Genomic DNA, 20,566 nt, shown 5'->3' with positions numbered 1-20,566 from the left:
TATGAAACTGAACGTATTTAAAACCGCCGACGAAGTATTAGCCAGCCTGGCCGAATTTTTTGCCAAAACAGCTAAAGAAGCCATAGAAAAGCACGATAGGTTCACTGTGGCCTTAAGCGGCGGCAGTTCCCCAAAAAAGCTGCACGAATTGCTGGTGAGCGATTACCGCAATAAAGTGGAATGGAATAAAGTATGGTTCTTTTTTGGCGATGAGCGCGATGTACCGCTGACCGATTCGCAGAGTAATTACCTGATGGCGAAGAACACTTTGTTCGACCCGCTGGGGATAGATCCCACGCATATTTTCCCGGTGCATACCGATCTGGGTGCCGAAGAAGCTGCCAAACAATACACGCTCAATCTCATCAATTTTTTCGACGGGCACAACGCCTGTTTCGATCTCGTTATATTAGGCCTGGGCGATAACTCGCACACCGCCTCACTATTCCCACATACTTCGGTACTAAAGGATGAAAGCGCGTCTATCCAGGCGCTGTATATCGACGAGGTAAAAATGAACCGCATCACCTTTACCGCCCCGCTCATTAATAATGCGCACCACATCGCCTTCCTGGTATATGGTGAGGGCAAGGCAGAAGCCGTAAAACATATTTTAGAAGACGAGCAGGATATTGAACTGTACCCCGCCCAGCTGATTGTAGAAACCAGTGATGGCGATCTGCAATGGTTTTTGGATGAAGGCGCGGCAAGCAAACTCGAAAATAAATGATCAAGAAAGCCTCCTAACCGGGAGGCTTTCTTATTATATGGTACCTCGATTGCGCAAAAAAACAATAAGTTAGTGTACAACCTGTAATTTATCGTATATTGGTTACTATAAGCTGTTTGATGTAAAGCCAGCCCTGGCTGCGGGCTTGAAGACCTGCAACTTATAGTTAATCAATAACCTTTAATCACATGTTAATAATGCTACGCTGTAAAATACAGCGCCCTGTTATTACGGCCTTAGCGGGCTTTTTTTTGTGTAAAGCACTAACTGTTGGTGCGCAAATACCAACACCGCTCAGGCCGGATATCACCATAAGTAGCTTTATTGATGTGCCTGCAAATTGCTCAAAATTGGCGCAGGACCCTACCGACCATAGCATTGCATTTATCAACTGGAACGGTAATTTCTATGATGTGCATGAGAGCGGAGGAAAATATGTGAGTACCCTAAGGGCAACCCGGGCAGACCATGGGATTACCATATTGCAGGGCATGGCGTTTAAAGGCAACACGCTGTTCCTGATAGGGAATATCAAAACCGGCAATGCGGGCTATGTTGGCAAAATTATGAAGGGTGTAAAACAACCATCGGGCAAGCGGGTGTGGTCCACAGTAATGACTACTGAAACTTATGGCCTAACAAATACAGCGTTTGATCATGGTTTCAGCGGAATAACCGTTAGCCCGGATAGTAATTATTTATACTTTAACAGCGGATCGCGTACCGACCATGGCGAAATACAAAACAATGGCGGGCTGAGGCCCGGGCTCAGGGAAGAGCCCCTTACTTCGGCCATTTTTCGCATCCCGATAAACTCCAGTAATTTGATTTTACCAAACGACTCTGCTAAACTGGCGGCCATGGGCTACCTGTATGCCGATGGAACGCGCAATAGCTTCGACCTGGTTTTTGATAAGAATGGCAATCTTTATGGTTGTGAGAATGCAGGCGACCGCGACAATGCGGAAGAGTTGAACTGGTTAAGGCAGGGGCATTTTTATGGTTTTCCATGGCGGATGGGCGGCGACAATACCCCTATGCAATATCCGGGTTACAACCCATCTGTAGATAAGCTGATCGATAGAAATTCCATTTCATACAAAGGCGGGTACTTCTACAACGATCCGGCTTATCAAAAAAAACCAAACATCCCCTTTATCGAAGCTATTGTTAACCTCGGCCCGGACGCAGATAAGTATCGCGACTCGGTAAGCGGTGTAGTGAGGGATGCAGGTGACGATGGTGTAAGAATAACCACCTTTACCAGCCACCGCTCGCCTTTAGGGCTGGTATTTGATAAGGATAGCGTGCTGACAAGCGAGTTTAAAGGCCATGGCTTTATTATGGGATGGACCGCTGCAGCTACTGCAACCACATTAGGGCCCTACGCCGAAGACGTGGGGCAAGACTTGATGCATATTCAGCTGATTTATAACAGCGCTACGGATAATTATGACATGCAAACCATCCGCATAGCCGAAGGTTTTAACAATCCTGTGGATGCCGAAATGATAGGTAATGTTATTTATGTGTTGGAATACGGCGGGAAGTCGCCAAAAATATGGAAGGTAACAATGCCCCCGGCGCCAAATTGCGGTACCGACGCATATCTTACCAAAGAACAGTACAATAACATCCCCGGGGCACAAATAACAGATCTTATCGGCAACAGCAGCTATCCCGATCATCCCTCGGTAACTACACATATTAATGCGTTTGAATCGACCCTCAATGCCGACGATAACTTTGGTACGCGCATACGTGGGTTGATAACACCACCCGTAACCGGTAATTACACATTCTGGATAGCAGGAACCGACCAGGCCGAATTTTGGCTCAGCACCGACGCCACACCCATGCGTAAACAAAAGATAGCAACCGTGCTCTCAGCAACTTTATCCCGGGAATATGGGAAGTACCCGTCTCAAAAGTCGGCCGCAATAGCTTTAACTGCCGGCCAAAAGTATTATATAGAAACATTGCAAAAAGCAGGTACAGGCGGCGATAATTTATCCGTAAAATGGCAGTTGCCGGATGGTTCAACCGAACTGCCTATTGCATGTACACGGCTTTCGGCTTATATTTCACCGCTGGTTGACCCCTTAGTCGCCAACCCGCTTAGGGTATTCCCCAACCCGGCTACAAACCTGATCAATGTAAGATTCTCGGCAAAAAGCACCGGCAATGGCGAAATCACCATTAGCAGCATAGCGGGGGTTAAGGTTTACAGTTCCAAAATGAGGCTGTACTCGGGAGATAACATCATGACCATTAACAGCACCAAGTTAAGCGAGGGGGTTTATGTTTTGCAGTTAAAAGACGGCAGCAAAGTTTATGAGAAAAAGGTGGTGATAGGAGGTAAGTAATAAGCCTCGCGCTTTTTTAAATCATCGCCACTACCACGTTATCGTCAATTTCACAATAGCTTAATTCATCATGCTTGCATTCCCCTGCAAAGAATTGTAATTTAGGCTTACATAAAAACTACCCCGCCTATGCAAGATTATCAACAACAACTCCGGGCCATGTTTGTGCCCGAGGAGGAGATCCCTGCCCAGCACCGTATAGAAGAAATTCACCAGCGCGAATATCTGGTTAACGGCGAAATGCGCCAGTGGAGCGGCGACGTAAGCGAAGTTTACTCGCCCGTAATGCTGCCTGATGCCGATGGTGTATTGAAACGCAAGCTGATTGGTACCTATCCCGTTTGCGGAGAATACGAGGCCATGGAAGCGATGGAAGCCGCCCTGAAAGCCTATGATAACGGCCGCGGCGAATGGCCCACTATGAGCATTGTTGACCGCATTAAGTGCATGGATAAATTCGTGTACAAGATGATAGAGCAGCGTACGCTTATCGTAAAACTTATTATGTGGGAAATCGGTAAATCCTACGCCGACTCTGCCAAGGAGTTCGACCGCACGGTGGAATACATCAACGCCACCATCGACGGCTTAAAAGACATCGACAGGCAATCCTCGCGTTTCGAGATGGCGGAAGGACTGGTTGCCCAGATCCGCCGCTCCCCGCTCGGCGTGGTGCTTTGTATGGGGCCATTCAACTACCCGCTGAACGAAACCTTTACCACGTTGATCCCCGCCCTGATCATGGGCAACACCATATTATTTAAACCACCTAAGCACGGTACGCTTTTGCATTATCCATTGCTGGAGGCTTTTAAAGATGCCTTCCCTAAAGGAGTGGTAAATACTGTTTACGGCCGTGGTGCGGTGGTTACGCCGGGGCTGATGGCAACAGGCAAGATCAACGTGCTGGCCTTCATAGGTAGCAGCAAGGTAGCCAACGATCTGAAGAAACGCCACCCCAAAGTGAACAGACTGCGCGCGGTGCTTAGCCTGGATGCCAAGAACGCCGCCATCGTTACCAAAAATGCCGACCTGAAACTCGCCGTAAGCGAATGTATCCTGGGCGCATTGTCTTTCAACGGTCAGCGCTGTACGGCTATCAAAATTATATTTGTACATAAAGCGGTAGCTGATGAGTTTTTAAAGCTGCTAAGCGATGCAGTTAGTGCCCTGAAACCCGGACTGCCCTGGACGGATGGCGTAAAGCTTACCCCACTGCCCGAGCCGCATAAGCCTGACTATCTAAAAGAATGTATAGACGATGCCATAGCCAATGGCGCTAAAGTAATGAACGAGCATGGCGGCGTAACCGCCGAATCCTTCGTGTTCCCGGCGGTGGTGTACCCGGTTAACGAGAAAATGAAACTGTACCGCGAGGAGCAGTTTGGCCCCATCATCCCCGTGATACCTTTTGAGGATATTGAAGAAACTATTGATTACCAGATAGATTCGCCGCATGGGATGCAGGTGAGTATTTTTAGCAACGATGCCAAAGAGATCTCGGCACTGATAGACCCATTTGTGAACCTGGTGAGCCGCGTAAATATCAACAGCCAATGCCAGCGCGGGCCGGATGTATTCCCTTTCACCGGGCGCAAGGATAGCGCGGAAGGCACGCTTTCGGTGCATGATGCATTGCGGTCGTTCTCTATCCGCTCGCTGGTTGCTACTAAGCTGAATGAAGCGAATAAACAGCTTATCAATGAAATTGTAAATGATAATGATTCGAACTTTTTGAGTACGAAGTATATTTTGTAGGAAATACTTTAACCACCGTGTCATCTCGAACCGAGGTACGAGGGAGAGAACTTGTTAATGATGCAAAGTTCGCCACATTGCAATCCCGCCTTGCATATACAACAAGATATCTCGTCGCTGCGCTTTCCTCGATATGACATGGTGGCTTATTCTCCAGTAGGTAAGGGGCGCTGTGTTTTCTCTTCATTCCTATTGATGACCTCCGCCAATACCAAGTTCGGCACCCAGCTTGCAAAGGCTATAATGAGGTAATTATGCTCGAAACCAACACCATGCCCAAACGTGGTAAACAGCCAGATGTAGAATCTTAGCGTTACCGCGCCAAAGGCCAGCGCGTAGCTGCGGCGCATCATTTTTTTATGATCGCCAATGCGGCCCTTCATCACCAGCAGCCAGGCGGCCAGCGTGCAGACTACCCAAAGCGTGTTCTGGATTAAAAAAGAAGCGAAAACGCCCGGCCCACGGTTGACGAACAAGGTCATCACATAAGCTCCCGGCGCGGCGATAAACAGGATACCGAACACGTAAATTTTGCCCAGCGTTTTGTGCAGCGGGCGGTTATTGTAAACCTTTTTGGAGAACTGGAAAAACCCGATGATCAATATCACGCTACTGGCAAAAATATGGCAGTAAAAGGCCGGTAGGTACCAGCCGGTATCTACCGCATGCTGCTTAATATGCAGGAAAAAGGTGTCGTGCTTAAAATCCAGGTATTGTATAATAGTACCGGCACTTAGCACCATTACCCAAAAAAACGCGAAATACCACAATACCCGTATTACAATCCTCATCTCAGTGCCGCTACGGCAGGCTTCTTTATTTGCAGCTTACGGTTTATAAAATCGATGTTGTATTTATCAACGGCGGTTAAGGAATCGTCTACGTTAGCGTTTAAAACGGTATCTCTGCCTGCATATTTATAGCGTTGAAACACCTCATTCCATCTTGAGCTTTTAAACTGGTACCTATACGAGGCATAAATCTCGTTTTTCATTACCTGCAAAATTTCGGCGGTCGCGTGGTCTATTGTCTTGTGCTCACGATTTTCATAATTCTTTGTAATGGAGGTAAACATATAGCAGTCGGACAGGTACGAATCATCAAGCTTCACAAACTGCGTGGGGAACATCCTGCTGGTATTAAGCTTTACAAGCTTGCCGTTTACAAGCTTAAGATAATTGTAGTATGGGCCTTCTTCTATGTATTGGTTTTTGTCGAACAGGTCCTGCTCCAAAATAGCTGTGGTTTTATACTCAAAAAGCGAGTCGTTTATGGCCCTGATGCTGTTTTGATTGCAATCGCCGGTTAGTTGCCCGCCACCTTCGCCCTCACCAAAATAGGTATCAGCCTCAAATCCCATTACTTTGTTGTGTTTTTTATCAACCACCAAAACATTCTTGGTTTCATATAATCCGCCACGGCCACCTAAATAATCATTTACCACCGAGTAAAATGCGCTTTGAAACCAATTGCTTTCATCGTTTTCGGCACCATTGTATTTTACATCTATCGAGCGGCTACCCTGGCCTTCTTCCTCGTCTTGTGTTTTTCTTAACGGGTTTGGAAAGTTTACAAATTTTGCAAGCATTTGCCATTCAACCAGATAAGAGGGCGCTATCACTAACGATGACGTCATGTTCCTGTCGTTATACTCCATGGTGCTTTTGTAACTCTTTTCGCTTAGGGTGTAAGAGTTTGAAATGTATTTAACCCTGGGCAATACATCGGCTATTTTAAAATCTGCAATAGCTTCGCTTGTCGCCAGCTCTTTATTTAGATAGGTATAGGCTTCCCCGTTTTTTAAAACTGCGAGGTTTTCATTGTCTTTTAGTGGTAAAATAAGGTCGTAGGTTACCGGCACCACCAGCTTGCCGGCCATATTATAAAGGCCTTTTTTACCTCCTTTTTCAACCTCTATCAAGCTATCGATAGTGCCGCCGATATTGTGCACCATATCGTATTCCACCGGTACAATTTCCTTTAGATCGGGGCCAACCAAACCCATCTTATAATCTATGGGTGTAGGTTTCTCAGGGTCTTGCCAGTAAAAATTCTCCGGCAAAGTGCCTTTCACAACGTAAAACCAGGTCTTTTTATCTACGTGTTGAAACCATAGCACGCTATCGTAACGGGTTTTTAATTGTTCGGCTGTTTTAAAGGCAGCAAGGGTTTCTGCACTGTATAAATCTGTTTCGGGCACGGTAGCATTAATCACCTTATTTTGATACAGGGCATAGTCTGATGCAAAATCATCAACCTTAGCTGTTGAAATTTTGTACTGTTTGCCATTAGCCTTGTGAAGCGTAAAATTAATGTGCGAAGCTGCAATGGCTACACTGTCGTGTTTAAATTCTGCAGCAACAACGGCTATCACCATCAAGGGATTGGTAAAATCGACACCTGCCTGGTCCACATCCAAACTCACCTTGAACAGGGGTTTGCCTTTTCCGCTGATGCCACTTTTACCACAAAGCACTTTTATAAGCGCCTTGTTGGCTTTTGTATTGGGCCCTTCTTCAAAAAAAGCCAACGCCGCTTTAGTATTGCCGGCCTTTATTTCGCTGTTAAAATCTTTTAAAAAGGTAATAATGGCAGCCTTTTCGGTTGTTTTTGCTGTTTTGCATCCAACAAACAAAAAGCCGCAAACGGCTACCAGCACAACGGCTGCCGCAATAAGGATAGGTTTGGTTTTCATGTGATAATGATAAGCAAATAAAATTAGTTATAAAAGTTCTTTCGCCCGGCTCAATCAGCGCTAAATGCCTACGATGGTGTGTTTTAAACACTATAGCATTTCTCTATATGCCATAGATAATTGAGATAAAAACACAGCGCCAAAAGCCCTATATTTGTTGCATAAATTTTAATAAAACATCCATTATGTTGACAATAGGACAACAATTCCCAAAGTTTTCTAAAATAGCCGTAACAAGCCTCGAAAAAGGTAAAGAGTTTGAAACCATCACATCTGATTTTTTGGTGAATGATGATAACGTATGGACCGTAATGTTCTGGTGGCCAAAAGATTTCACTTTTGTGTGCCCGACAGAGATTGCCGAGTTCAACAAAAACTATGGTGAGTTCCGCGACCGCGAAACCCGTTTAATTGGTGCTTCTACCGATTCTGAATTTGTACACGCTGCCTGGAGAAGAGACCACGACGATCTGCGCGATCTTAAATTCCCGATGCTTGCCGATACTTCAAAATCATTAGCCGAAGACCTGGGTATTTTGGAGCCAAACGAAAAGATCGCTTACCGCGCTACCTTCATTATCGACCCTACCGGTATCATCCGCTGGGTATGTGTTAACGATTTGAGCGTTGGCCGTAACGTTAAAGAAGTTTTACGTGTGCTTGATGGTTTACAAACAGATGAGCTTTGCCCATGTAACTGGGAAAAAGGCGAGGAAACGTTAACCGTTTAATTTTACTACCCCTATATATATAGCCCTTGTGCCCTTAGGTGCAGGGCTTTTTTATACCATAACATATTTACCATGAACGAAAGTACCGAGATTATACAAGAGATATTACAGAGCCTTAACCTGGATACTGCCTACCGTACCGCCAGCCTTACTTTGCTGGAAAAAGGCGAGTCGCGCTATTTGAGGGATTTTAAGCTGAATTTAACCAGCACCCTTACATCGGCCCACCTGAGCGAAAAGGAATGCGCCCTGCTGGGCCTAAGCGCCGCTGTAAACAACAATAACCTGCCGCTTACCAACTACTACACTCAATACGCCGAAGCGCAGGGTGCTACCGCTGCCGATGTTGCAGAGGCCGCCGGTTGTGCGTCGTTATTGGCATCAAATAATATATTTTACCGTTTCAGGCATTTTACGCAGAAGGAAAAGTATACCCAGATCCCTGCGCGGATCCGTATGCAGCTGATGATGAAGCCGGTAACCGGGAAAGAATTTTTTGAGCTGATGAGCCTGGCTATATCTGCCGTTAACGGTTGCGAGATGTGTGTGAACGCGCACGAAGATTCGCTGATAAAACTTGGTACTACCGAGGAGCGGATATTTGATGCGGTACGTATAGCATCGTTGGTAACTGCTACCGGGAAGATTGTTTTTTAAAAGGCTGCTTATTATAATCCTGAAACAGTCAAATTTATTGCCCGTTTCAGGGTTTATTAATTTTATTGCGGCTGTTGGAGGATAATTATTCGTCGCCCCATTCGAACATCGGATCATTGCCTTTTGATTGTTTTTTAATCTCCAAAATCCTTTCTCGAAAATGTAATCGGGGGGCCTCTACAAATCTTACTCGATTTAAAGGTAGGTTATGAAGCATTCTATATCTCGATAAAAATCGATTTTGGCTTTTCTCCCAAGCCTCGCCTAATCCTGATATATAATTATGATAAAGTAATATTTGCTCATCATTTGACATTTGAGCACGAACAATCTTTAAATATTCTCTAGATTTTTCATAGGTAAAGAGTTGTTCTTGTTCTTTTCTGACCACGAATTTTACCGCACTAAATAAATGACGGTAATAGTGCGCCAAACGGGATTCATGCCCTGTAAACGGTGCGTATTTAATGTGAAGATCTACGTTTTGCCCACCTACTAAAAATTCTTTTTTTCCTCCAAAAGTATCTTTATGTTCAATTCGAATCTCTTTAAGTTTGACCCTGCAGGCTGCTATGAAATCTACGTGTCCATGGTCGTCTATGAGGCTTGAAAAAGAACCAAAAAAAAATAGTCGATAAGCTATTTCTTTGAGGTCCCCTTGTGGGATATTAAATTTATCTCCACAACTTTTGCATACGGCGAAGCAGGCGTTTAATTCTTTAACCATCGAAACAAATACTTTACGCCCCTCAATAGATCGCTCGATTTGGGTTCGACTAATGGTCTCATTTCCATCGCTTTTTGAAATAGTAGTAGCAGTTAAATAACTATACCCAGCAATTTTCATTTCATTGATATTCTCTTTGTGTAATCTAATCATTTCAAAAAACTGCGATTCAAACTGTTGCAATTTGAACTGATCTTGTACTTGATTATTCGCGCGTAGTTGTGCCCAGAATGCAATGAAAGTCAAAAATCCGGCAAGTAAAGCAATAAAAGGGGCCGTTGTTCCTCCTATTGTATCACCAATCTGGGCTGTCGTTTCTGTATTAAACTTTTCAGGGTGATGGATATAACTATAATATTGAACTATTGTCCAAATTGAAAGATATCTAAGGTAAATGGCAGCAATAACGAATGAGAAAAATATGAGTAAGACAATCCACCAAGAAGAAAAAAAAGTTTTCATATGAATAATTTACCTAATATAATTATTTACACCATTTAAATGTATTACGATGGTAAAGTGATTATTTGAGAGTGCATAGGTGCCTATTACGAATCTTTAATAAAAAAAGGCGCCTCCTTTTGGGCGCCCCTTCTTTATCAAAACAGTCAACATGAAAATAATATGAAATTAAATTTGGGTTTGTTAATTAAAAACAACTAATTTTATAGCATAAGATTATAACACCTCTCTTAATCATAATTTTTTTTAACTAACACTTTGTGAATCCGGAGGGGGATTACAAATTTAATTGTTGATTTTTTTGGAGAAACCGTTCAGTTGACAAGACTGAACGGTTTTGTTTTTTAGTGCGAATCGGTAACCGCCTTCAGCTTCTTAAATGGCTGCAGGTATAGTAGTGGTATGGAGAACAGCATCACCAGGCCCGAGATCCAGTAGGCGTCATCATACGATAGCAACATTGTTTGTCTTATCACCGTTCCTTCTATAGCAGCATAAGCCATATGCGTAGCATCCAGTATTGATTTACCTTTAGCCATAAAACCTTGCGTAAGCATGTGCAGCCTTTCGGTAAATGCCGGGTTATACGGGTTTACGTGCTCTATCAGCACACTGCGGTGAAAGCCCTGGCGAATATGTATAATAGTTGTTAAGGCTGCTATACCAAAGGATCCGCCTAACTGCCTCATCATGTTGTTTAAGCCCGAGCCCTGCCCAATTTCTGCGCCTTTCAAATCGGCCATGGCCAGCGTGGTTAGCGGTACAAACAATAAAGCCATACCCACACCGCGTATCAGCAAGGGTATCAATACATCTCTCTCGCCTGTTGCCAGGGTTGAATTGCTCAGCATCCAGGTAAACACAAAGAACAGGAACATACCAACAGTAGCCATAAACTGCGCGGGGATGCCTTTATTAAGCATTTTGCCGATGAACGGCATCATGAATATGGTACACAAACCCCCGGGGAACAACAGCTCACCTGTTTGCTGCGCGTTAAAGCCAAGCAAATTCTGGCAGAACACCGGGAACACGAATACCGAGCCATACAGCCCGAATCCTAAAATAAAGGAGGTGAACATCCCTACCGAAAAACTGCGGTGCCGCATAATGGCAAAGTTTACAATTGGGTGGTCGGTACTCATTTCGCGCCAGATGAACAGGAGGGTTCCTAAAACAGCAGTTACCGTTAACACGATGATGTAGGTTGTTGCAAACCAATCTTCCGATTCACCTTTTTCTAATATGGTTTGTAAACTACCTACCGCTACAGCCAGCAAGCCAATCCCCCACCAGTCGATGGGGCGCTTCTCCGATTTGGGCGTTTCTTTAATAAAAGTGTAGGCCAGGAAGGCAGCTAATGCGCCTACCGGTAGGTTTACGTAAAAGATCCAGGGCCATGAGTAGTTCTCGGTGATCCAGCCGCCGATGGTTGGGCCTACAGTTGGACCTACTACCGCGCCTAAACCAAACAGCGCTGTAGCTGTACCAATTTGCTCGCGCGGCCAGGTCTCTATCAGGATAGTTTGCCCGGTAGATATTAACCCCCCACCGGCAATACCCTGTAGTATACGGAAGGCCACCAGTTCATCCAGCGTGGTTGCATTACCGCACAAAAACGATGCGATGGTAAATACGATGATAGAGGCAAGAAAGTACTGTTTGCGGCCGAAGCGCCCGCCCAACCATCCCGACATGGGGAGGATGATTACGTTTGCAACCGCGTAGCCGGTTACCACCCATGCAATATCTTCCAGCGTGGCGCCCAGGTTACCCTGTATGTGCGGTATCGCTACGTTTACAATGGTGGTATCTATCAGCTCCAGCAGCGATGCCATAATTACCGTAATGGTAATTATCCATTTTTTAAAGCCAGTTTCAGCCATGTTATTTAGTCTTTTGTATTTACCGAAACATCAACGCTCATACCCGGGCGTAGTTTCGCAAGGTCTTCTTTGCTTCCGGTCAGTTTAATTTTTACCGGGATGCGCTGCACAACTTTCACAAAGTTACCGGTAGCGTTATCCGGTGGCAGTAACGAGAACTTAGCACCTGTAGCAGGCGAAAAGTTGTAAACCGTACCTTCTACTTTAAGATTAGGGTAGGCATCAACCTTTACATCAACTTTTTGCCCGTTCTTAATTTTCTCCAGTTGGGTTTCTTTAAAGTTGGCGGTGATAAAAATGCTGTTATCGTTCACTATCGAAAACAAGGTTTGGCCGGCCTGTACCAATTGGCCCACCTGTACATTCTTTTTAGATACCACGCCTGTTGCAGGCGCTTTGATATCTGTATAAGAGAGCTGTAGCTTAGCGTAGTCGATATCCACTTGTTTCTGCGTTACGCCGGTATTGGTAACCTTTAATTGGCTGCGGGTGGTAGCTACCTGCTCCAAAGCAGCTTTATATTTGTCTTTTGCTGCATTGTAATTTGCCTGCGCCACTTCTAAATCGGCTTTTGCCTGGTCAAATTGCTGGCCGGTTATGGATCCATCTTTAATCAGGTTAGCGTAACGTGCGTAGTCTTTGCGTACCTTATCTAACCGGGCACCTGCCGATGTTACTTCCGCTTTAGCGCTTGATGAGTTTGCCGCGGTGGTAGAGATCTGCGATTCGCCAACGCCAATGTTAGCGCTTGCGCCTACTTGTGCTGCCTGAGCCTGCTCCAGTTTAACCTGATAATCGCGCGGGTCTATTTTCACCAGCAGCTGGCTTTTGTTTACGTGGGTGTTTTCTTCGAACATAATGCTATCCACATAGCCGCCAACGCGCGCTACTACGGGGCTTATATCACCGTCTATCTGTGCATCGTCGGTATCAACGTGCTTACTAAAATATATGTATTCTTTTACACCGAAAATGATACCACCGACAAGTATGATCCCCAATATGATAGGAAGAACTCTGTTTGGTTTCTTTTTGGTTTCTGTTTCCTGAGTTGCCATTTTATTTTGATTTTGTATTATTTGTTAAGTGTTCCGGTTGATTTTAATAGAGTGTAGTAAGCAAGGCCTGCATCAGCTTTAGCCAGTTCCAGGTTAATTTCGGCCTGGTAAAGCAAGGTTTGCGCATCGGCACGATCGGTAGCCGATGAGATATTACTCTTGTATTTCGATTCCAGGATCCTGTTATTCTCCGTAGCCTGGTTGATCGATGTTTGCAGCAGGTTGATCTTATCTATCGCCGTTTTATAGTTTTGATAGCTTTGGTTCACCTCGTTTTTGATGTTATCGGTATAGATGCCTTTGTTTACGATCACTTCTTCGCGTTGTAAACGTGCTTCGGTAACCTTGTTTTTGTTGGTCCACAGCGTACCGAAATTCCAGCCAAGGGTAACACCTAATGATATCGGGGTAATAAAATTACCGCTCTTTGGGATAGGGTTAGCCGCTACACCCACATAGTAGGCACTGCCCGAAGCCGAAAGCGTTGGCGATGTATTTGCCCGGATGCTTTTGATATTGGTTTCGGCAACCTGGGTGCGCAGGTCCATCTGGCGTAATTCTGCACGGTGTGCAAGCGCGGTATCAATATAGTTTGCCAAAGGCGCTGCAGATCTGTCGGCCTCCGTAATCTGGGCAATACTCAACTGGGTAGTTTCTGGTAAGCCAAGCAGGATATCCATATTATAATTGATGATGCGGCGATTGTTCTCCAGGTCGATACCGTTCAGCTCGATGTTGCAGCGCTGTAATTGAAAACGCAATACATCGTTCTTGGTAACCAAACCCTGGTCGAAAAAGCGCTGCGATTGTTTTATCTGCGCATCTATAGTGGCTAAATTCTGCTCAACCACTTTCTTGGCCTGTATTACCTTGTAAAGGTTATAGTAAGCATTGATCACGTTGTAAGCTATCTGGTCGCGGTCGTTAACGGCATCAAGGCGGGCAACCTGCGTAAGCAGGTTGGTGCTTTCGCGGGCGTAGCGTAATTTATTGCCGGCCCATATTATCTGGTTTAACGATAGCGTACCTAAGTAGGCGTTGGCGCTGCTGGGCAGGCTCAGGCTTTCTTCACCAAACTCCAGCCTGTGGGCCGGGATCTGTGCGCGGCTGTAGCCAAAGCTGGCGTTACCGGTTGGCAGGGCCAGGTCCTTAGCCTGTTCAAATTGCGATACCGCATGGTCTATCTTCGATTGTGATAGCTTAAGTATTTTGCTGTTTTCCAATCCCAGCTTAACGGCTTCGTCAAGTGTAATGGTTCTGTCTTGTGCCGCTACCGGGTTGGTAATAAGTAATGCCGTAATTAACACAGCAAAACCACCCGCGGCCTTAACAGCTCTTGTTAGTAGATGAGGTTTCAAGGGACTATTATTTATGGTTGTCATTTTAGTTTTGTAGGTAAGCTTTCAAAAGGTTCTTCAAATATTTTTTAAGGCGGGGCTTTAATTTCTCTTCCTGTGCCTGGCTGTCCAGTACATCATAACCCATTACTACCGATGAAATATGCGGTGTGTTGATGAGGTAGTTTTTAGTACCGAATATGGTTGCCACCAGTAATTGCTGATCAGTGTCCTTATTGAAGTCACCGCTTTTAATACCCTCGGCAATGATGTTCTGAAAAACGATGACGTTTTTCATGATGATTTGGGTAATTTTATCGGTAAGCTCCGTTTTTTTGGTTTTGGAGATTTCCCTGTTCAGCATAATATGGAAACAATTGTTGTTTACCACGCGCTCCACGTAGCTATCCACATACTTATCCAGCTTTCCCCAGGGAGACACATGGCCATCATCACCAATTTCTGCCAGTAATTTTTGGAAGTAGGCGATGCGGCGTTCAAAAATTGCCAGGAACACACCTTCTTTAGAGCCGAAGTAATAATTAAGCATAGCCATATTTACGCCGGCTTCGCCGGATATAGCACGGGTGGATGCTCCGTCGTAGCCAAATTCTGCAAAGATCCTCTCCGCTACATCCAGGATATGATCCTTTTTATCTGTCTTCTCTTTTTCCATTGTGGTTATTATCACGGCACAAAATTAATCAATCGATTAATTAATTAAAATTAATTTTGTCAAATTAATGTAAGACATTGATAGTCATGATTAAGAAATTAATTGGTTAAATTCGGTTGAAATGTTAGCTTAATCGCACGCATATTTGACTCACCCCGAATGCGCTACGCTGTTCAACCCTCTCTACCTGCGGTAAAGAAGGTGAAGAAAAGAGAAAGAAAAAACTCCCCTCTTTGCGCAGGAGGGAGGGGTTGGGGGTGAGTCAACTCGCCAGTAAGATATTCGGATTATGTGAATCATCGCCATGGCTGACATAAAAAAGCAAAACCATTTATCACCCCCATATAATATTATTGATACCTTATCCGCCTAATAAGTGTTTATAATATATTTGTTCTTATGAAGCGTACTTTGCTGTTTACCCTCGCCTTATTTCTTGTTTATCAAAGCCTTAATGCCCAAACCGCCCCGCCCAGCGATATCGGTACCATACAACAGAATTTTAAAAAACTGAACGTTTTGGGTAGCGTGCTCTACATTGCCGCCCACCCCGACGATGAAAATACCCGCCTGCTGGCTTACCTGGCGCAGGAAAAGCATTACCGCACGGGTTATTTATCCCTTACCCGCGGCGATGGCGGGCAAAACCTGATAGGCAACGAGCAAAGCGAATTACTGGGACTGATCCGCACGCAGGAACTTTTGGCCGCCCGCCGTGTAGACGGCGCCGAACAATTCTTTAGCCGTGCTACCGATTTTGGTTTTTCTAAAAACCCGGAGGAAACGCTGAAGTTTTGGGACAAGGATAAAATATTAGGGGATATGGTTTGGGTGATCCGCCAGTTCAGGCCCGATGTAATGATCTGCCGTTTCCCTACAACAGGCGAAGGCGGCCATGGTAACCACACCGCATCAGCCATATTAGCCCAGGAAGCATTCAGCGCCGCGGCCGACCCGAAACGCTACCCCGAACAATTAAAAAATGGCGTTACCCCGTGGCAAGCCAAACGCCTGCTTTGGAACACTTTTAATTTTGGCAATACCAACACCACATCGGAAGACCAGTTTAAGCTGAACGTTGGCGGCTACAACCCCATCCTGGGCGAAAGCTATGGCGAAATAGCCGCCGAAAGCCGCAGCAACCATAAAACGCAGGGCTTTGGCTCGGCGCGTCAGCGTGGCGATGCTTTTGAGTATTTTAAAACGATACTGGGCGATGCCCCAAAAACCGACCTGATGGATGGTGTAACCACCACCTGGGCCCGCATCCCCGGCGGCGCACCGATAGGCGAAGAACTGGCCGCTATCCGTAAAAGCTTTAACGACGATACGCCCGAAGCTTCGGTACCGGCACTGGTAAAACTGCTGGATAAGGTGGATATGGATTTTGTAAATGATAAAACCATGCAAACCGTAAGGCTAAAAGCCGGCGCGGTGGAGGAATATACTTACTGGCACAAGCAAAAAGCAAAAGAGTTAAAAGAGTTAATAGCCGCGTGTGCCGGATTGTGGTTTGAGAGCTATGCGGTAGAACCTTCCTATGCAGTTGGCGATAGCATTCGCATCCGAACACAGATGATGGTTAGAAGCGATGTCGCGATAAAATTTTCCGGTTACTATTATTTGGACTTTAGTGACGCTGATGCGATAGGGGGAATATCGATGGGCGGAATAAATAGGGACGCAACCCCCATTGAAAAAAATACTTTAAAAACTGTTGACAACATAATAAAAGCGAAAGGAATAACGCAACCGTATTGGTTGAAGCAATCCCATAGTATTGGTTCCTACAATATCGACTACCTCGACAACGGACTTGCTGAACAAAAGTCCCTACCGGAGAATTTTCCAATTACAGCAAACTTTGCGTTTACTATTTTGGATAAAACCATAAACCTAAGCAGGCCCGTCCAATTTAAATACGTTGACCCCGCCCGCGGCGAGATCTACCAGCCTTTGGAAATTACCCCACCGGTAACCGCTACTATAGCCGAAAAAGCTTACGTATACAATAGTTCGGTGCCGCAGGTTGTACAGGTGAAACTCAAAAGCTATACCAATGCCAGCGGCAACGTCAGCATAAAACCAATTGCAGGCTGGAAGATAACCGGCAAAGCCGATTTTGCCGGCAAGAAAAAAGGCGATGAATGGACCGCCAACTTTACCATCGCACCAACAGACAATAAATCGAATACGGCAGACCTGGATGTTGTTGTTACCGCCAACGGCAAATCCTTCTCACAAGGCTTACTCAGTATTAAATACAACCACATCCCCGCCATTACCATCTTCCCGCCGGCGCAGGCAAAGCTGGTAAACATCGACCTGAAAACAGCCGGGAAACGCATCGGCTACATTGCCGGTGCAGGCGACCTGATCCCCGATGCCCTGCGCGAAGTAGGCTACCAGGTACATCCGCTAACCGAAGGCGAGATCATCAACGGCGACCTGAGTGTTTACGATGCCATTGTAATAGGCGTGCGTGCCTATAACGTGAACCAGCGCCTGGCCTACGAGCAACCAAAGCTGATGGAGTATGTAAAAAATGGCGGCAACCTGGTGGTGCAATACAATAATAATAACGGATTGGTTACCAAAGCACTTGGGCCGTACCCCTTCCAGGTGGTGAATCAAAGGGTGACAACCGAGGATTCGCCGGTTACTATTTTAGATAAGGATAGCCCGGTGCTGAATTACCCTAACAAAATAACCCTGGAAGATTTTAAAGGCTGGATACAGGAACGCAGTGTATACATGGTAAGCAATATCGACCCGCAATACAAAACCCCGCTGCAAATGGGCGACCCGGGCGAGGCACAAAGCAATGGCTCGCTCATCGTAGCCGATTATGGTGCCGGCCGTTTTGTGTACACCTCGCTGGTTTTCTTTAGAGAATTACCTGCTGGCGTGCCAGGAGCGTATCGTTTGTTTGTGAATTTACTGAGCAAACCTCCTAAAAAAGAAGGTGTAGGATATTTTAAGTAGAAACAGGTGGCTCCGCCGGAGCCGCTTGAAACAGCACAAACACCCCGTCATGCTGAAATTTTTTCAGCACCCCACACGGCAGGTGGACGGTATGCAATGCGGCAATGCTTTGTGGCTACTTATATGATGGGTGTTGAAATAAATTCAACATGACATTCATTATTGTGACGCACTCAGTTAGGAGTATTGTGCTTATAGCTATAAAGAACGAATGATCGGGGCTCCATCCGTCATGCTGGAATTTTTTCAGCACCCCACACGGCAGGTGGACGATATGCAAGGCCGCGATGCTTTATGGCTACTTACATGATGGGGTGTTGAAATAAATTCAACATGACATTAATTATTGTGACGCACTCCGTTAGGAGTACCGTGTTTATAGCTCTAAAGAAACGATAATCAAAGGCTCCGTAGGTGCCACCTTTCAACGGTATAAACTGCGGCGGCTATTTCTCCTTAAACGCTTCCTGCATCATTTGCTGTAGTTCTACCTGGTGGCTTTGTACGGCCTGCTGGCCTAATGCGGCGCCTTTTTGCAATAACACAGGTTGTTTCTGATTAAGCTTTAAGCCGAGCGGCGACCGGTAGAATAAAGCCAGGTCGGTCAATTCTTTTTCGGTGAACTCCTGTGCGTAAAGGCTGGCCAGTTGATCCTTCATCGAGTCCCAGCTGATATATTTAGCCACGAAAGCGTTCATCACTTCAATAAATTTAACGCGTTTATCTTCGGGTAAGGAAGAGCTGGCCTGCTTTAGCATAGTGGTTATACCCGCTTTGAACTGAACATCTGCTTGCGATGCTATCAATACATCTTCGGCAGCTTTTAATTGTTTGGGTGTAACCGCCGGGGTTTGCGCTTTAACTGCTGTGCAGAATAAGATGAAAGCAATTAAGAGTTTAAATTTCATACTTAGATTTTTATAAAGATCTTACGAAGATAAAACACCCACATTACTAACCAAAGGATCAGCACAATTAAAATTGCCCCCAGCAGCGATGCATTTACGGGCGAAAAATAAGGGACAAACAAGTGCTCGTAAATAGATTTCCCGTCCCATTTTATCAGGTTGTAATAATGCGGTATAAAGCCCGACAGCACGTAAGCTGCAATGGCATTGGTGCCGAAAACCACAAATGGGTAGGTGAGGCGTTTATGCCCCTGCACGTCTATCAGCCAGAAGCAGATGGCCAGGCCAATAGTTGCCAGGCCGCCGGTGTAGAGTACAAAAGAGCTTGTCCACAAGGCTTTGTTGATAGGGAAGAACAGATCCCAAAGCAGGGCCAGCAATACTGCGATAACACCATAGGTGAACATCCAGCTTACTTTGATGCTGTCGTCGCGGTCCTTGCGTTTGAGCCAGGTGCCCACGCGGATACCGAACAGGCCGGTGCCGATAGCAGGCAATGTACCCAGCAAACCTTCCGGGTCCCAGGTGCGGGAGGAGCGCCAGAGGTGGTCGGGCGTAAGCAGTGTACGGTCTATCCAGGCGCCTAAATTGGTTTCGGGTTCCAGGTTGGCGTAACCTACGCCGGGCACGGGGACAAAGGTCATTAATAAATAATAGCCTACTAATGCGATAACAAATACCCAGTCGCGCGTTTTTTGTGAGGTTTTAAGGTAGAGCACGGTGCAGATAAAATACACCAGCGCGATACGCGGCAAAACGCCCGGCAGGCGCAGTTTGCTCAGATCAAAGTTCCAGCGGAGGATAACTTGTGTACACCAGGTGATGAGCATCAACACCACCATGCGCCGCAGTGCGGTAAGTATCATTCTCGACTGGTTTTCGCCGCTTGCCTTCCTGCTTTCCATAGCGTAAACAATAGATATCCCCACCATGAAGAGGAAGAAGGGAAACACCAGGTCGGTAGGCGTGCAGCCATTCCAAACGGAGTGTTCCAGCGGTGCGTAGATATGGCCCCAATCGCCGGGGTCGTTAACAAGGATCATACCTGCTATAGTGATGCCTCGAAATACATCGAGCGATAGCAGGCGGGGAGATTTGGTAAGGGCTGTGGTCATTGACTATTATATTCTAATGAGCTATGTCATTGCGAGGCACGAAGCAACCTCATAGGACAAGTGGCGAACTTTGCATGCCGGATTGTCCTATGAGATTGCCGCGCTATCGCTCGCAATGACAAAGTGGTTATGTTACTAAAACTTAAAACGTACAAACGCCTCCATGGCCGCATATTCGGCCATACCGAGTTTATCATAGCAAACGGCGGTTTCGCGGTTACGGTCCTCGGCACGCACCCAAAATTCGCGGGCATCATCACCGGGGAACACGGGGCGGTCCTTTTGGCTCTGGTGCTTAAAGATCGCGTTGCGCTTGCGGATCACTTCGGCAGGAGATAAAGGTACCGCCATCTCAATTTCGTGGGTAGCAAACTCGTGCCATGCACCGCGGTAGAGCCACATCCAGCAATCTTTTACCCAGTCTTCGGTTTCCTTTAAACGCTGTAAAGCAGCAAGGATAATATTAAAACAAACG

Annotated in this window: 15 protein-coding genes and 1 pseudogene; 6 read left to right on the top strand and 10 right to left on the bottom strand. The window is 45.8% G+C overall.

Annotated features, from left to right (window positions below; translation table 11 throughout):
* Window position 1 precedes the first annotated feature (1 nt).
* From pgl to IDJ77_RS05740, 3 genes are all read left to right on the top strand, one after another.
* The gene (gene pgl / locus IDJ77_RS05750; protein WP_191187992.1) at window positions 2-730 is read left to right on the top strand and encodes a 6-phosphogluconolactonase; all 729 of its coding nucleotides are present in this window, start codon (window positions 2-4) and stop codon (window positions 728-730) included.
* Between the two features lie 188 nt (window positions 731-918).
* Window positions 919-3,096 (top strand): T9SS type A sorting domain-containing protein, encoded by a 2,178-nt coding sequence (locus IDJ77_RS05745; RefSeq protein ID WP_191187991.1) that lies wholly within the window; start codon window positions 919-921, stop codon window positions 3,094-3,096.
* Between the two features lie 129 nt (window positions 3,097-3,225).
* Window positions 3,226-4,854, top strand: a complete 1,629-nt coding sequence (locus IDJ77_RS05740) for an NADP-dependent glyceraldehyde-3-phosphate dehydrogenase (RefSeq protein WP_191187990.1) — start codon at window positions 3,226-3,228, stop codon at window positions 4,852-4,854.
* 146 nt (window positions 4,855-5,000) lie between these two features.
* On the opposite strand, the gene IDJ77_RS05735 is transcribed toward IDJ77_RS05740, so the two are convergent.
* Window positions 5,001-5,645 (bottom strand): DUF2306 domain-containing protein, encoded by a 645-nt coding sequence (locus IDJ77_RS05735; RefSeq protein WP_191187989.1) that lies wholly within the window; start codon window positions 5,643-5,645, stop codon window positions 5,001-5,003.
* Complete coding sequence (locus IDJ77_RS05730) at window positions 5,642-7,549, bottom strand: YARHG domain-containing protein (protein WP_191187988.1); 1,908 nt, start codon at window positions 7,547-7,549, stop codon at window positions 5,642-5,644. Before IDJ77_RS05730 ends, IDJ77_RS05735 begins: the two co-directional genes overlap by 4 nt.
* A 185-nt stretch (window positions 7,550-7,734) precedes the next feature.
* On the opposite strand from IDJ77_RS05730, the gene IDJ77_RS05725 reads away from it, so the two are divergent.
* Window positions 7,735-8,280 carry a peroxiredoxin gene (locus IDJ77_RS05725; protein ID WP_191187987.1) on the top strand — a complete coding sequence of 182 codons (546 nt, stop codon included), beginning with the start codon at window positions 7,735-7,737 and terminating at the stop codon, window positions 8,278-8,280.
* 72 nt (window positions 8,281-8,352) lie between these two features.
* Window positions 8,353-8,937, top strand: a complete 585-nt coding sequence (locus IDJ77_RS05720) for a carboxymuconolactone decarboxylase family protein (RefSeq protein ID WP_191187986.1) — start codon at window positions 8,353-8,355, stop codon at window positions 8,935-8,937.
* A gap of 85 nt (window positions 8,938-9,022) precedes the next feature.
* On the opposite strand, the gene IDJ77_RS05715 is transcribed toward IDJ77_RS05720, so the two are convergent.
* The 5 genes from IDJ77_RS05715 to IDJ77_RS05695 all read right to left on the bottom strand — a co-directional run bounded on the left by IDJ77_RS05715 (window position 9,023) and on the right by IDJ77_RS05695 (window position 15,083).
* A complete protein-coding gene (locus tag IDJ77_RS05715) occupies window positions 9,023-10,126 on the bottom strand; it encodes a putative phage abortive infection protein (protein ID WP_191187985.1) in 1,104 nt (367 codons plus the stop codon).
* Between the two features lie 344 nt (window positions 10,127-10,470).
* Entirely contained in the window at window positions 10,471-12,012 is a 1,542-nt protein-coding gene (locus IDJ77_RS05710; protein WP_191187984.1) for a DHA2 family efflux MFS transporter permease subunit, read from the bottom strand.
* A 5-nt stretch (window positions 12,013-12,017) separates the two neighbouring features.
* Window positions 12,018-13,070 (bottom strand): HlyD family secretion protein, encoded by a 1,053-nt coding sequence (locus IDJ77_RS05705; protein ID WP_191187983.1) that lies wholly within the window; start codon window positions 13,068-13,070, stop codon window positions 12,018-12,020.
* A 17-nt stretch (window positions 13,071-13,087) separates the two neighbouring features.
* Window positions 13,088-14,452, bottom strand: coding sequence for a TolC family protein (locus IDJ77_RS05700; RefSeq protein WP_191187982.1), 1,365 nt, complete (start codon window positions 14,450-14,452; stop codon window positions 13,088-13,090).
* A 1-nt stretch (window position 14,453) separates the two neighbouring features.
* Window positions 14,454-15,083 carry a TetR/AcrR family transcriptional regulator gene (locus tag IDJ77_RS05695; RefSeq protein WP_191187981.1) on the bottom strand — a complete coding sequence of 210 codons (630 nt, stop codon included), beginning with the start codon at window positions 15,081-15,083 and terminating at the stop codon, window positions 14,454-14,456.
* A gap of 399 nt (window positions 15,084-15,482) precedes the next feature.
* Here IDJ77_RS05695 and IDJ77_RS05690 point away from each other — a divergent pair, with 399 nt between their 5' ends.
* On the top strand, window positions 15,483-18,068 hold the full coding sequence (locus IDJ77_RS05690) for a PIG-L family deacetylase (protein ID WP_191187980.1): 2,586 nt from the start codon (window positions 15,483-15,485) through the stop codon (window positions 18,066-18,068).
* 446 nt (window positions 18,069-18,514) lie between these two features.
* On the opposite strand, the gene IDJ77_RS05685 is transcribed toward IDJ77_RS05690, so the two are convergent.
* The 3 genes and pseudogenes from IDJ77_RS05685 to IDJ77_RS05675 all read right to left on the bottom strand — a co-directional run.
* Window positions 18,515-18,976: a DUF2059 domain-containing protein gene (locus IDJ77_RS05685; RefSeq protein ID WP_191187979.1), complete on the bottom strand. Its 462-nt coding sequence runs from the start codon at window positions 18,974-18,976 to the stop codon at window positions 18,515-18,517.
* Window positions 18,977-18,978: 2 nt separating this feature from the next.
* Window positions 18,979-20,091 carry an acyltransferase family protein gene (locus IDJ77_RS05680; RefSeq protein WP_191187978.1) on the bottom strand — a complete coding sequence of 371 codons (1,113 nt, stop codon included), beginning with the start codon at window positions 20,089-20,091 and terminating at the stop codon, window positions 18,979-18,981.
* 135 nt (window positions 20,092-20,226) lie between these two features.
* Window positions 20,227-20,566: pseudogene (locus tag IDJ77_RS05675) on the bottom strand (glucosamine-6-phosphate deaminase); the annotation flags it as partial.

Origin of the sequence: Mucilaginibacter pankratovii, assembly GCF_014773265.1 — a bacterium.
GTDB lineage: Bacteria > Bacteroidota > Bacteroidia > Sphingobacteriales > Sphingobacteriaceae > Mucilaginibacter > Mucilaginibacter pankratovii.
Note: the sequence above shows the minus strand (reverse complement) of the source record. Positions and strands in the feature narration are given on the sequence as shown.